General features: G+C 62.0%; 12 protein-coding genes. 4 read left to right on the top strand and 8 right to left on the bottom strand.

Annotated elements, in window-relative coordinates:
- Positions 1-39 precede the first annotated feature (39 nt).
- On the bottom strand, positions 40-771 hold the full coding sequence (locus BM017_RS22675) for an SDR family oxidoreductase (RefSeq protein ID WP_092248574.1): 732 nt from the start codon (positions 769-771) through the stop codon (positions 40-42).
- A 120-nt stretch (positions 772-891) separates the two neighbouring features.
- Between BM017_RS22675 and BM017_RS22670 the strand changes: the two genes are divergently transcribed.
- The 3 genes from BM017_RS22670 to mgrA all read left to right on the top strand — a co-directional run bounded on the left by BM017_RS22670 (position 892) and on the right by mgrA (position 4418).
- Entirely contained in the window at positions 892-1782 is an 891-nt protein-coding gene (locus tag BM017_RS22670; protein ID WP_071492506.1) for a LysR family transcriptional regulator, read from the top strand.
- 161 nt (positions 1783-1943) lie between these two features.
- Positions 1944-3272 (top strand): OprD family outer membrane porin, encoded by a 1329-nt coding sequence (locus BM017_RS22665; RefSeq protein WP_092248571.1) that lies wholly within the window; start codon positions 1944-1946, stop codon positions 3270-3272.
- A gap of 108 nt (positions 3273-3380) precedes the next feature.
- Positions 3381-4418 carry an L-glyceraldehyde 3-phosphate reductase gene (gene mgrA, locus BM017_RS22660; RefSeq protein ID WP_092248568.1) on the top strand — a complete coding sequence of 346 codons (1038 nt, stop codon included), beginning with the start codon at positions 3381-3383 and terminating at the stop codon, positions 4416-4418.
- A gap of 70 nt (positions 4419-4488) precedes the next feature.
- Here the strand turns inward: mgrA and tauD are convergent, their stop codons facing one another.
- From tauD to BM017_RS22625, 7 genes are all read right to left on the bottom strand, one after another.
- Positions 4489-5325 (bottom strand): taurine dioxygenase, encoded by an 837-nt coding sequence (gene tauD / locus BM017_RS22655; protein WP_092248565.1) that lies wholly within the window; start codon positions 5323-5325, stop codon positions 4489-4491.
- A 15-nt stretch (positions 5326-5340) separates the two neighbouring features.
- Positions 5341-6177 carry a taurine ABC transporter permease TauC gene (gene tauC / locus BM017_RS22650; RefSeq protein ID WP_092248562.1) on the bottom strand — a complete coding sequence of 279 codons (837 nt, stop codon included), beginning with the start codon at positions 6175-6177 and terminating at the stop codon, positions 5341-5343.
- Entirely contained in the window at positions 6174-6953 is a 780-nt protein-coding gene (gene tauB / locus BM017_RS22645; RefSeq protein ID WP_092248559.1) for a taurine ABC transporter ATP-binding subunit, read from the bottom strand. Before tauB ends, tauC begins: the two co-directional genes overlap by 4 nt.
- A 16-nt stretch (positions 6954-6969) precedes the next feature.
- The gene (gene tauA / locus BM017_RS22640) at positions 6970-7947 is read right to left on the bottom strand and encodes a taurine ABC transporter substrate-binding protein (RefSeq protein WP_092248555.1); all 978 of its coding nucleotides are present in this window, start codon (positions 7945-7947) and stop codon (positions 6970-6972) included.
- Positions 7948-8136: 189 nt separating this feature from the next.
- Positions 8137-9720 carry a glutamate--cysteine ligase gene (gene gshA, locus BM017_RS22635; protein WP_092248552.1) on the bottom strand — a complete coding sequence of 528 codons (1584 nt, stop codon included), beginning with the start codon at positions 9718-9720 and terminating at the stop codon, positions 8137-8139.
- A gap of 214 nt (positions 9721-9934) precedes the next feature.
- Positions 9935-10318 carry a PaaI family thioesterase gene (locus tag BM017_RS22630; RefSeq protein WP_092248549.1) on the bottom strand — a complete coding sequence of 128 codons (384 nt, stop codon included), beginning with the start codon at positions 10316-10318 and terminating at the stop codon, positions 9935-9937.
- The gene (locus BM017_RS22625; protein ID WP_092248546.1) at positions 10318-12642 is read right to left on the bottom strand and encodes a Tex family protein; all 2325 of its coding nucleotides are present in this window, start codon (positions 12640-12642) and stop codon (positions 10318-10320) included. The genes BM017_RS22630 and BM017_RS22625 overlap by 1 nt, the downstream gene beginning before the upstream one ends.
- 357 nt (positions 12643-12999) lie before the next feature.
- Here BM017_RS22625 and ompR point away from each other — a divergent pair, with 357 nt between their 5' ends.
- Positions 13000-13740, top strand: coding sequence for an osmolarity response regulator transcription factor OmpR (gene ompR / locus BM017_RS22620; RefSeq protein ID WP_016979041.1), 741 nt, complete (start codon positions 13000-13002; stop codon positions 13738-13740).
- Positions 13741-13814 lie beyond the last annotated feature (74 nt).

Here is a 13814-nt window from a genome sequence, read left to right as displayed (position 1 = left end):
AACTCCACAAAGTGAACATCGCTGGCCCAGATGTACGACTCAGACCAGCCCGCCATTGGCGCGCAGGATTTGCCCATTCACCCAGCCACCGGCCGGGCTCACCAGAAACGCCACCACGCGGGCGACATCTTCCGGTTGGCCCAGGCGTTCCAGCGGCGGCATCTTGGCCATGCCGTGGATCTGTTCTTCGGTCTTGCCGTGAAGGAACAGTTCGGTGGCGACCGGGCCTGGCGCCACCGCGTTGACGGTAATCCGGCGCCCGCGCATCTCTTTAGCGAACACTTGAGTCAGGGATTCCACCGCCGCCTTGCTGGCGATGTACACCGCGTAGCCGGGGAAGTTGAGGCCGACGGTACTGCTGGAAAAGTTGACGATGCGCCCGCCGTCGTTCAGGCGCGTGGCGGCTTCACGCAGGGCGTTGAAGGTGCCACGGGTGTGGATATCGAAGTTCTGGTTGTAGAGCTCATCGCTGTGCTGGGCCAGGGGCAGGGTCTTGAGGATGCCGGCGTTGTTGATCAGTACGTCGACCTTGCCCAACTGTGCCTCGGCCTGGTCGAACAGGCGCGTGATGTCGGCGGGGTTGGCGACGTCGCCTTGAATCGCTATGGCCCGGTGACCGGCCTGGCGCAGTTCCACCACCAGTTTCGACGCCTCGGTGGCACTGCTGGCGTAGTTGATGGCCACGGCGTAACCGTCGGCGGCGAGTTGCTTGGCAATGACGGCGCCGATGCCACGGGAAGCGCCGGTGATGATTGCTACTTGAGTCGTCATGATCTGGGTTCCTTTAACGGTAGGTGGAAGCAGGTTCACATGTTTACCCAGGGCGATAAATGCGCCAGAGTTGCCTTGACTGTTCAATAATCGCCAACAATCGGCGCGACGGAGTGCAGCGTGGATCAAGTCAAGGCCATGAAGGTTTTCGTGCGGATTTACGAGCGTTCCAGCTTCACGCTGGCGGCCGATGACCTGAATCTGCCCCGGGCGACCCTGACCCACACCCTCAACCAGTTCGAAGCGTGGCTGGGCACGCGCCTGCTGGAACGCAGCACCCGCCGGGTGCGCCCGACCCTGGATGGCGAGGCGTATTACCAACGCTGTTTGCAGTTGCTGGCGCAGCTGGAAGAGGCCGAACTGGCATTTCGCAGCGTGGCGCCCAAGGGCCGTTTGCGCGTGGATTTGCACGGTACGCTGGCCAAGTATTTTGTGGTGCCGGCACTGCCGCAATTCATGGCGCGTTACCCGGAGATCGAGCTGTCGATCAGCGAGGCGGATCGCTTTGTCGACCTGATCGCCGAAGGCGTGGATTGCGTGCTGCGCGCAGGCGCCCTGGGTGACTCCGCGCTGATCGGCCGACGCGTCGCCAACCTGCGCCAGGTCACCTGCGCAAGCCCTGCGTACTTGCGTAAATACGGCGAACCCAAGAGCCTGGCCGAGCTGAGTGAGCACCGCGCGGTGAACTATGTTTCGCGCACCACGGCCAAACTGTTTCCCTTCGAGTTCATGGTGGACGGCGAGCTGCAGGAAGTGAGTATCCAGGGTGCGCTGTCGGTGTTCGGCGCCGAGATTTATTCCGCCAGCGCAGTGGCGGGATTGGGCATTATCCAGTGCCCGCACTACCGCATGGCCGAATTGATCGAGCAGGGCGTGATGCGTGAAATCCTTCCTGACACACCGCCGCCGTCGATGCCGGTGTCGGTGTTGTATCCGCAGAACCGGCACTTGTCGCCGAGGGTGCGGGTGTTCGTCGACTGGCTTGCCGAAGTCTTCGAAAATGCCCGCTAAGCCGCGTAATAGAAGGGTTTCTTAAATTTAATTTCATCCGTTCACGCCACGGTTTGACGCGTAACTGTCATCTGGTCACTGCGTAATTGTGTGAAGCGTTTGACGCTTTCATTTCAGAACAGTGACGGAGACCGGTACCAATGAAGACGTTGATAAGCCCTATGGTGGGTGCCGCCATGGCGAGCTTTATGCTGTCCGCCCATGCCGATTTTATCGATGACAGCCACGCCGATGTGACCCTGCTCAACCGCTACCTCAACCAGCAGGGGCGTGACGTGGTGAACAGCAACGCCAAGGCCCACAGCATTCGCGATTGGGGCCAGGGTTTCGAGTTCAACTTCAAGTCCGGCTACACCGAAGGCCCGGTGGGGTTTGGCCTGGACCTGCAGGCGTTCTATGGGTTGAAGCTGGACTCTGGCGGCGACCTCAACGACAAGGATCACCAGGGCCGCTACCCGGGCAGCATGTTCCCGCTGGACAACGGCAAGTCCGCCGACCAGTTCGGTGTGTTGAGCCCGACGTTCAAGATGCGTTTCGCCAAGGATGAATTGCGCTTGGGTACGCTCTACGGCAACAACCCGGTGCTGGCCAACACCGACGGGCGCCTTTACCAGCAGACCAACACGGGTGTGCAGCTGGTGTCCAAGGACCTCAGTGACTTCACCTTCACCGGCGGCGATATCTTCAAGACCAAGATCCGCAACGAAACCGGCGACCAGGGCATGATCACCGCCGGTGGCACCAAAGAGAGCGATCGCTTCCTGTTCGGCGGTGCGGACTACACTGGCATCCAGAACACCACGGTCAGCCTGTGGTACTCCAACCTTGAGGATTACTACCAGCAGTTCTTCCTCGGCGCCAAGCGGCATGACGCCTTGTCCGTGGGCGCGATCGACACCGACTTGCGGGTGTTCCGCAGCCTGGGCGTGGGCGGCAACGCCGATGGCGACAAAGACTACGCAGCCGCCGGCCTCTACGGTGACGGCACGGGCAAGGGGCGTATCAACCAGACCACCGCCAGCCTGCTTGAGAGCTACAGCCTGGAAGGTCATACCGTCGGCCTGGGCATCCAGAAGAACAGCGGCGACAGCGACTTCCCCTACCTGGATTCCGGCCTGAACAGCGGCGACAACCGCCAGGGCCCAGGCTCAGGCGCCGACACGCCGGCGCTGACCAACATGCAGTTGAATAAATTTCAACACGCCGGTGAGCGCACTTGGCTTGCGCAGTACAAGTATGACTTCGGTAAGCTTGGCCTCACGGGCCTGACGTTCTCCGCCGCCTATGCCCACGGCGATGACATCCGCACGGCGCAAGGCACTACCAGCGAATGGGAACGTAACGTCGCCGTGGCGTATCAAGTGCCTACCGGCACCCTCAAAGGCCTGGGTGTCACCTGGAAAAACGCCCATGCCAGCCCGGACATCAGCGGTGCTACCGTGCAAGATGAAAACCGCTTCTATGTGAGTTATGTCGTTCCACTCTGGTAGGCAATTGCTGTAGAACGGAACGGCAGACTTAAGCGATTCAGCTGGTTAAAAGGCCTGGGAATACCCTTATTCCCAGGCCTTATTTGCCGACGTCCAAGAGAGGATTCGATGACTTACATTGCTGCCGAAAACCGCTATGAATCTATCCCGTACCGCCGCGTAGGCCGCAGTGGGCTGGTGCTGCCCGCACTGTCCCTGGGCCTGTGGCACAACTTTGGCGACAGCACCCCGATCGACACCCAGCGCGCCTTGCTGCGCACCGCGTTCGACCTGGGGATCAACCACTTCGACCTGGCCAACAACTATGGCCCGCCCTACGGCAGCGCCGAGATCAACTTCGGCCGTTTGCTGCGTGAAGACTTCAAGCACTACCGCGACGAACTGATCATCTCCAGCAAGGCCGGCTGGGACATGTGGCCCGGCCCTTACGGCCAGGGCGGAGGCTCGCGCAAGTACGTGCTGGCCAGCCTCGACCAGAGCCTGCAACGCCTGGGTGTCGACTATGTGGATATCTTCTATTCCCACCGTTTTGACGCCGACACCCCCCTGGAAGAAACCGCCAGTGCCCTCGCCACTGCTGTGCAACAAGGCAAGGCGTTGTACATCGGTATCTCGTCCTATTCAGGGGTAAAAACCCGCGAAATTGCCGCCCTGCTCAAAGAGTGGAAAGTGCCGCTGCTGATTCACCAGCCGGCCTACAACCTGCTCAACCGCTGGGTGGAAAAAGACCTGCTGGACACCACCGAAGAGCTCGGCGCCGGGGTGATTGCCTTCACGCCGCTGGCCCAGGGTTTGCTGACCGACAAGTACCTCAACGGCGTACCGGCGGATGCACGGGTGAATCGCCCGGGCGGTGGTTCGTTGCAGGCCAAGCACCTGTCCGAAACCAACATCGCCCACGTGCGTGCGCTGAACGAGATCGCCCAGCGTCGTGGTCAGAGCCTGGCCCAACTGGCACTGGCCTGGACGTTGCGTGATCCACGGGTGACCAGTGCGCTGATCGGTGCAAGCCGGCCGGAGCAGATTATCGAGAACGTCGGTGCGTTGAAGAACTTGAACTTTAGCGTGGAAGAACTGGCGGAGATCGATCGGTTTGCCCAGGAAGGCGGGATCAACCTGTGGGAAAAGCCATCCACGGCTGAATAAACAGTCCATGTGGGAGGGAGCAACCCCCTCCCACATTTGATTTCTGGTGTGATGACTAACGGGCCTGGCCTTAGAACGGCACATCCCCAAGAATCGTCGCCCGATGCATCACCCGCCGCTGCGGCCGGTAGTCATCCACCGCGTAGTGCTGTGTCACGCGGTTATCCCAGAACGCCACATCGTTTTCCTGCCAACGCCAGCGAATGGTAAATTCCGGGCGTGTCGCGTGGGCGAACAAGAGCTTCAAGATGGCTTCACTCTCCGCCGGTTCCAGCTCATTGATCCTGGTGGTAAACCCATCACTCACGAACAGTGACTTGCGCCCACTCACCGGATGCGTACGCACCACCGGGTGCGATAACGGCGGGTTCTTCCTGCGGGTTTCTTCCCAGCGTGCCAGGTCTTCGGCGGTGTTGCCAAAGCGCTCGAGCGGAAAGGACTTGGTGAAGTCATGGGTCGCCGTCAGCCCATCGAGCAAGCGCTTCAGCGGTTCGGACAACGCTTCATAGGCTGCAATCCCGCTGGCCCACAGCGTATCGCCACCAAACGCCGGCAGCAGCTTGGCGCTGAGTACTGCACCGAGCGCCGGAGTGGGCAGGAAGGTCACGTCGGTGTGCCACACAGCATTGTCGCGCACGTCGGTGACGGCGGTGTCGAGGATCAGCACTTCGGGCTGGTCCGGCACGTTGGGGTAGATCGGGTGGATATGCAGGTCACCGAAATTCGCCGCGAACCGCGCTTGCTGCTGCGGGGTGATCGACTGGCCGCGCAAGAACAGCACCGAGTGGGTGAGCAACGCCTGTTCGATGGCGTCGCGCTGTTCAGGGGGCAGCGGCTGGGTGATATCGACGCCACTGATCTGGGCGCCCAGGGCGGTGCTTAATGGGGTAACGGTCAGGCTGCTCATGCGGTTCTCATTCACTCAGTGTGCCTGGCCATGCCACGGCACCAGTTTACGCTGCAGGGCACGCAGGCCCATTTCCATGGCGAAGGCGATCAGGGCGATCACCAGAATCCCCAGCACCACCACATCGGTGACCAGGAACTGCGCCGCCGACTGCACCATGAAGCCCAGGCCGCTGGTGGCGGCGATCAGCTCGGCGGCGACCAGCGTGGACCAACCCACACCCAGCCCGATGCGCACGCCGGTCAGGATGTCGGGCAGGGCGCTCGGCAGGACCACATGGCGAATCAACTGGGCACGGGTGGCACCCAGCGACTGCGCCGCACGCAGTCTGGCCGGGTCGACGGTGCGCACGCCGGTGGCGGTGGCGATGGCTATCGGCGCGAAGATTGCCAGGTAGATCAGCAGCACCTTGGACAGCTCGCCGATGCCGCACCAGATCACGATCAACGGCAGGTAGGCCAGCGGCGGGATCGGTCGGTAGAACTCGATCAGCGGGTCGAGGACGCCACGGGCGATTCGGTTGGAACCGATGGCGATCCCAACCGGCACGGCGGTCAGCACCGCGAAGCCCAGGCCCAGGCCGATACGGCTGAGGCTCGCGCCAAGGTGCTGCCACAAGGTGGAGTCCATATAGCCAGTGGTCGCCAGCAGCCAGCCCTTTTGCAGCACGGCGGACGGCGGCGGCAGGAACAGCGGTTCGATCAAGCCGCTGGCGGTCACGGCCCACCAGAGGGCCAGCAAGGCGACCAGGGTCAACACGCTGATCCAGCGCGTGCTCAGGCTGCGTCGTACCGGGACAACTGCGTGCGCCACCGGTTTGGTCACCGTGGCGGGAAGTTCGTAGCTGCTCATGCGGACACCTGCCGTTGGGAGAACACTTTGCCCAGCACGTGTTCGCGGGTTTCGATAAAGCGTGGGTCGGACTTGATCGCCCGCGCCGACTCACCGGCGGCGTAGCGTTGGCCGAAGTCCAGGTGCAGGCGTTCGACGATCTGGCCGGGGTTGGGCGCCAGCAGGATCAAATCGGTGGCGAGGAAGACCGCCTCTTCGATGTCGTGGGTAATCAGGAACACCGGCTTGGCCGTGCGCCGCCAGACTTGCAGCAACAGCTCCTGCATCTGTTCGCGGGTGAAGGCGTCGAGGGCGCCGAAGGGCTCGTCCATCAGCAGCACACGAGGGTCGGCGGCCAGGGCGCGGGCCAGGCCGACACGTTGCTTCTGGCCGCCGGAAAGCTGCCAGATGCGTCGGTTGTCGAACCCGGCCAGGTCGACCAGCGCGAGCATTTCCCGGGCGCGTATTTCGCGTTGCGCCTTGGGCGCGCCGGCCAGCTCCAGGCCGAAGCCGACGTTGGCCAGCACATCCTGCCAGGGCAGCAGGGCGTCGTCCTGGAACACCACGCCGCGTTCAGCACTGGGGCCGTTGACCGGCACGCCATCGAGGGTGATACGCCCGGCGCAAGGTTCGACGAAACCGGCAATCAGGTTCAACAGCGAAGTCTTGCCACTGCCGGACGGGCCGAGAGCCACCAGCAACTGCTGGGGCCCCAGGTCGAGTGAAATGTCTGACAGTACCGGTTCTGTGGCGCCTGGGTACTGTGCGCTGATGCGCTCCAGTTGTAGCAAGGCCATCGCAATGAACTCCCGATCAGTGAGTGATGAATTTGGCGCTGACGTAAGGGGCGTAGTCCGGCAGCACGGCGTCGACCTTGCCTTGTTCCTTGAGGAACGCGGCGGTGTCGGTCACAGCCTTGGTGGTCGGTGCGCCCAGCAGGGTCACCTGGTCAGCGGCCAGCGGGTAGACGTTGCCTTGCAGCAGCAGTGGGATGTCGCTGGCCTTGGCGCCGGAGAGTTTCACCAGTTTGTCGACGTTGCCTTTGTCGGCGAGCCAGGCTTGTGGGTCTTTGCGGTACGCGGCGTAGGCATCCAGGGTGACTTTGGCGAACGCGGTGACGATTTCCGGGTGCTTCTCGGCGAAGTCTTTGCGCACGATCCAGGCATCGAAGGTCGGCGCGCCGAACTTGGCCAGTTCGCCCGAGGTGATCAGCACCTTGCCGTTTTCCTTGGCCACGCCCAGGGCAGGATCCCATACGTAGGTGGCGTCGATATCACCGCGCTTCCAGGCGGCGATGATCGCCGGTGGCGCGAGGTTGAGGATGGTCACTTTGGACGGGTCGATGTTCCAGTGCTTCAGCGCGGCCAGCAGGCTGTAGTGCCCGGTGGACACGAAGGGTACGGCGACTTTCTTGCCGACCAGGTCCTGCGGGCTGTTGATGCCAGAACCGTTGCGCGCTACCAGGGCTTCGGCGCCGCCGATCTGGGTGGCGACCAGGAAGGTTTCCACCGGTACCTTGCGGGTGATCGCGGCAGTCAGCGGGCTGGAACCGAGGTAGCCGATCTGCACGTCGCCGGAAGCGATGGCGGCGATGATGTCGGCGCCATTGTCGAATTTGCGCCAGTTGATCTTGGCGTTTGTGGCTTTTTCATAGTCGCCATCGGCCTGGGCGACTTTGGCCGGGTCCACGGTGGTCTGGTAAGCGATGGTCACGTCCGCCGCCTGGGCAAACAGGCTGGCACCGGCCAGGGACAATGCGGCCAGGAGACGCAGAGGGGTTAGCAGTTTCAAGGGGAAGCTCCTCAATCAGGCGGCCGAGGGTCGGCGTGTGAGGAGCCTAAATGATCTAAGAATCCGAAAATAAATAACATTTTCGAATTAGCTTATGAGAAGAACCGTGAGCGCTGATCGTGAATTGAAATGACGTCAAATGTGAGAAGGGGCTTGCCCCCTCCCATATTTGCCCCGGTTTCATCTTACTTAGTTGCTGATGGCGAGAATGCTGGCCTGGTACGACCCAACAAACACATCGAAATCGCCCACTTCGTTCTGCTCCAGCTCAGCTTGCTGCGCCAGCGACGTCCGCGCCAGCTCTTCAAAGCGCGCCTGCTCTTCAGCCGCCAGCGGCTCCTTGCGGAAATGCTCGGCGTGCAACTGGCTCTGATGCAGGGAGAATTGCGCAAAACTCTCTTTACGCTCGGCCATCGCCGCCAGCACCTGGGCCGACGGGGTCATGGACGAATCGTTGACCTTGGCCAACTGGGCGTCGAGCGCCTGGCTGTGCTCAGTGATGCCGTGGCTCTCGTCCAGCAAGGCAGCCAGCGGTGCAATCTGCTCCAGCAACTCGGACGCCCACTCCTTCATGTCCACCGGCTGGCCCTGGCGTTGCAATTGCAGGCCCGGACGGCGACCTTCCTTGACCACGCTGAGGAAGTTGGACGTGGCGTTGCCGCACTCGTTGTTGGCGAACAGCGGGCTGTCGTTCAGTGCGCAGAACAGCAGGAAGGCGTCGAGGAAGCGCGACTCTTGCAAGTCGATGCCCATGGGCAGGAACGGGTTGATGTCCAGGCAGCGCACTTCGATGTACTGGATGCCACGGGCCATCAGCGCCTGGATCGGCCGCTCGCCGGTATAGGTCACGCGCTTGGGGCGGATGTTGGAGTAGTACTCGTTTTCGATCTGCAGGATGTTGGTGTTGAGCTGTACCCACTCACCGTCCTTGTGCGTACCGATTTCGACGTAGGGCGCGTAGGGCGTTGCCACCGCTTCGCGCAGGCTGTCGGTGTAGCTGGCCAGGTCGTTGTAGCACGGCGTGAGGCCCGCCTGGGCATTGCTCTGGTAACCCAGGTCACTCATGCGCAGGCTGGTGGCGTAGGGCAGGTACAGCGTGTCGGCGTCGAGCACTTCCAACTGGTGCGAACGACCACGCAGGAACCCGGCGTCCAGGGCCGGCGAAGCACCGAACAGGTACATCAACAGCCAGCTGTAGCGGCGGAAATTGCGGATCAGCGCGATATAGGCGTTGGACTGGTAGTCGCGGTCGGTGCCGACAAACCCTTCCGTCTCCTTGAGCAGCGGCCACAGCTGTTCCGGCAGGGAAAAGTTGTAGTGGATGCCGGCGATGCACTGCATGGTCTTGCCGTAACGCAGGGCCAGGCCCTTGCGGTACACGTACTTGAGCTGGCCGATATTGGAGGTGCCGTAGTAGGCAATCGGAATATCTTCCTCGGCTGGCAACGGACACGGCATGGAGGGGCTCCACAGGTATTCGCTGCCGAGCTTGGTATAGGCAAAGCGATGGATCTTGTCCAGGCTGCTCAGGGTATCGGCCGGGTCGGGCAGGGCGGGAGTGATGAACTCCAGCAGCGATTCCGAGTAGTCGGTGGTGATCTGTTCGTGGGTCAACGCGGCGCCCAGGGCTTCGGGGTGCGGCGTTTGCGCCAGTCGACCCTCACCGGTGACACGCAGGCATTCGCGCTCGATGCCGTGCAAGCACTGCTCTAGCAGGGAGAGGTGTTCGCGCTTGCCGAGCAGGGCCAGGCGGCGGTTGAGAAGTTCGCTCAAGTTGGATTCCTTCACGCGTCAGTCGCCCCAATATGGGGGTGGGCAGGACGGTCTACAAGGGTGAAGTTGAAACTGGCGTGATCGCCTGGTTTTGAGTCGATTTGACCCGCTCTGAATATGCCGACTTCACTCCATGAATTTGGCTACAGCGCAGCGAGAAAATTCCGACGCCGTTAGTGCAGCGCCGAAATTAACTCAAATCGGGGGTGGGGAGCTATAGGACAGCGAAGGTGCCCTGTGCTTTTGCGACAAGTCTTTCGTCCTGATACACATCCGCCTCGACCACCAGCGTGCGGCGGCCGGCATGAATCACCCGGCTGGTGCACAGCACGTCACCGTCCGACACGGAGCGGATGTAATTGATCTTGCACTCGATGGTCGCGCTCTGCTGGTCGAAACCATGGACGCTGGAACAGGCCAGCCCCATCGTAATGTCGACGAGGCTGAAAATCGCCCCCCCATGGAGCTTGCCCGCGCGGTTGCGCAGTTGCGGCTCCAGGGTCAGGGCCACCTCGGCAACGCCTTCTTCAACGCGTTGCAGGCGGCAGCCGATCAGTTCGCTGAAGGCGCTCTGGGTCAAGCCGGCCGGGATCTCCATCAGCGCTTCTTCAACTGCTTGGCGTTGGCGAACAGCGAGGCCATGGCGTTGTTGCTTGGGGCTGCGGTGGCGGTTTCCTTGCGAGCCGTATTGTTTTGCGACTGGCGCGGTGCCGAGCCTGGGCGCGCGCCACGGGCACCGTCGATTTTCTCGCCGGGGGTGTCGCTCATGCGCATCGACAGGCCGACGCGTTTGCGCGGGATGTCGACTTCCATGACCTTGACCTTGACCACGTCACCGGCCTTGACCGCTTCGCGGGGATCCTTGATGAATTTCTCCGAAAGCGCGGAGATATGCACCAAACCGTCCTGATGCACGCCGATGTCCACAAAGGCGCCGAAGTTGGTCACGTTGGTCACCACGCCTTCGAGGATCATGCCCGGTTGCAGGTCCTTGAGGTCTTCGACACCGTCCTGGAACTCGGCGGTCTTGAACTCGGGGCGTGGGTCGCGACCAGGTTTTTCCAGCTCTTGCAGGATGTCGGTGATGGTCGGCACACCGAAGGTTTCGTCGGTGTACTTCTTGGGATCCAGGCGCTTGAGGAAAGCGGCGTCGCCGATCAGCGAGCGGATGTCGCGGTCGGTCTCGGCGGCGATGCGCTGCACCAGCGGGTAGGCTTCCGGGTGGACCGCAGACGCGTCAAGCGGGTTGTCGCCATTCATGACGCGCAGGAAGCCGGCGGCTTGTTCGAAGGTTTTTTCACCCAGGCGTGCGACTTTTTTCAGCGCGGCACGGGTTTTGAACGCGCCGTTTTCGTCACGGTGGCTGACGATGTTCTGTGCCAGGGTGGCGTTGAGGCCGGAGATTCGCGCCAGCAGTGCCACGGAGGCGGTGTTCACGTCGACGCCCACGGCGTTTACGCAGTCTTCCACAACTGCGTCCAGGCCGCGCGCCAGCTTCAGCTGCGACACGTCGTGCTGGTACTGGCCGACGCCGATGGATTTAGGGTCGATTTTCACCAGTTCGGCCAGCGGATCCTGCAGGCGACGGGCGATGGATACCGCGCCACGGATCGACACGTCGAGGTCCGGAAATTCCTTGGACGCCAGTTCCGACGCCGAGTACACCGAAGCGCCGGCTTCGGAGACCATGACCTTGGTCATTTTCATGGCCGGGTATTTTTTGATCAGTTCGGCGGCCAGCTTGTCGGTCTCGCGACTGGCGGTACCGTTGCCTATGGCGATCAGGTCCACCGCGTGCTTGGCGCACAAGGCGGCCAGGATCGCGAGGGTCTGGTCCCATTTGTTGTGCGGCACATGCGGATACACCGTGGCGTGGTCCAGCAGTTTGCCGGTGGCGTCGACTACGGCGACCTTGCAGCCGGTACGCAGGCCCGGGTCGAGGCCCAGGGTGGCACGCGGGCCGGCCGGGGCGGCCAGCAGCAGGTCGTGCAGGTTGTGGGCGAACACGTTGATCGCCTCGGTTTCGGCGCCGTCGCGCAGCTCGCCCAGCAGGTCGGTTTCCAGGTGGGTGTAGAGCTTGACCTTCCAGGTCCAGCGCACCACTTCACCGAGCCACTTGTCCGCAGGACGGTTCTGATTCTGGATGCCGAATTGTTGGGCGATCATGCCTTCGCAGGGGTGCATGGTGCCCGGCAATTCGTCGCCGACCTTCAATGCGGAGCTGAGAATACCTTCGTTGCGGCCACGGAAAATTGCCAGTGCGCGGTGGGACGGCATGCTCTTGAGCGGCTCGTCGTGTTCGAAGTAATCGCGGAACTTGGCGCCTTCTTCCTCTTTGCCGGCGATGACGCGGGCGCTGAGGATGGCTTCCTGCTTCAGGTAGCTGCGCAGCTTTTCCAGCAGGCTGGCGTCTTCGGCGAAGCGTTCCATGAGGATGTACTTGGCACCTTCGAGGGCGGCCTTGACGTCGGCGACGCCTTTTTCGGCGTCGATGAAACGGGCAGCTTCGGTTTCCGGGGTCAGCGACGGGTCGTTGAACAGACCGTCGGCCAGCTCGCCCAGGCCGGCTTCCAGGGCGATCTGGCCCTTGGTGCGACGCTTCTGTTTGTAAGGCAGGTAGAGGTCTTCGAGGCGGGTCTTGGTGTCGGCGAGCTTGATGTCGCGCTCGAGTTGCGGGGTCAACTTGCCCTGTTCCTCGATGCTGGCGAGGATGCTGATGCGCCGTTCGTCGAGTTCTCGCAGATAGCGCAGGCGCTCTTCCAGGTGACGCAGTTGGGTGTCGTCGAGGCTGCCGGTTACTTCTTTACGGTAACGGGCGATGAACGGCACCGTGGAGCCTTCATCCAGTAGAGCGACGGCCGCTTCGACCTGTTGTGGGCGTACACCGAGTTCCTCGGCGATGCGGCTGTTGATGCTGTCCATAAAACCACCTGAAATTCTGAAAAGCAGCTCGCAGGCCCGGAAAACAAGGCCCTGGGAGGCTGGTTGAGCGGCCCGACTGGCGCCGCTGCCTGGGTCAAGAGGCTGCCTATTGACCCTCGAAATCGAAAAAATCGCGACAAGCGGGTGAAAAAAGCCTCGGCAGCAAACGGTAACGATCTGACGTTGCCCTGCACGGCGGCGGCGCATTATAACCAGCGTTCTGTCCTTGGGGGGGATTGCGCCAACGGTTGTAGGGCGCGGGTTCGCTGGCGGTAGAGGAAAAATCTGCTAACAATGCACACGGTGCGTATAACGGCAGCTAGGCCATAATGCGCGCCGAGATAAGAGGAGCATCCAATGAGCAGCACTGCACAAACTGCTGAAGGCGAAAAAATTCTCATCGTTGATGACGATCCGGGGCTGAGCAGCCTGCTGGAGCGTTTCTTCAACTCCAAGGGTTACCGTGCCCGCGCGGTGCCGAACACCGAGCAGATGGACCGACTGCTGGGGCGCGAAGTCTTCAACCTGGTCGTACTCGACCTCATGCTGCCCGGTGAAGACGGCCTGACGGCCTGCAAGCGCCTGCGCGGCGCGAACAACCAGATTCCAATCATCATGCTCACCGCCAAGGGCGATGAGCTGAGTCGCATCAAGGGCCTGGAACTGGGCGCTGATGACTACCTGGCCAAACCCTTCAACCCCGACGAGCTGATGGCGCGGGTCAAGGCCGTACTGCGTCGGCAGGCCCCACCGGTACCGGGTGCACCGGGCAGCGAAGATGAAAGTGTCACCTTTGGCGACTACGAACTGTCGCTGGCGACCCGTGAGCTCAAGCGTGGCGATGAAGTGCACATGCTCACCACCGGCGAATTCGCCGTGCTCAAGGCCCTGGTGATGAACGCTCGACAGCCGCTGACCCGCGACAAGCTGATGAACCTGGCCCGTGGCCGGGAATGGGACGCGCTGGAGCGCTCCATCGACGTGCAGATCTCCCGACTGCGTCGGATGATCGAGCCGGACCCGTCCAAGCCACGGTATATCCAGACGGTGTGGGGCGTAGGTTATGTGTTTGTGCCGGATGGCAACAAAACCAGTTGACCGATGATTTGCAGTTACGGGCCTCCCGGTGTCTGACTCCATGAGGGTCGACGGGATGCCCGGCGTCTGCAATT

Origin of the sequence: Pseudomonas sp. NFPP04 (assembly GCF_900113815.1) — a bacterium.
GTDB classification, from domain to species: Bacteria; Pseudomonadota; Gammaproteobacteria; order Pseudomonadales; family Pseudomonadaceae; genus Aquipseudomonas; species Aquipseudomonas extremorientalis.
Note: the sequence above shows the minus strand (reverse complement) of the source record. Positions and strands in the feature narration are given on the sequence as shown.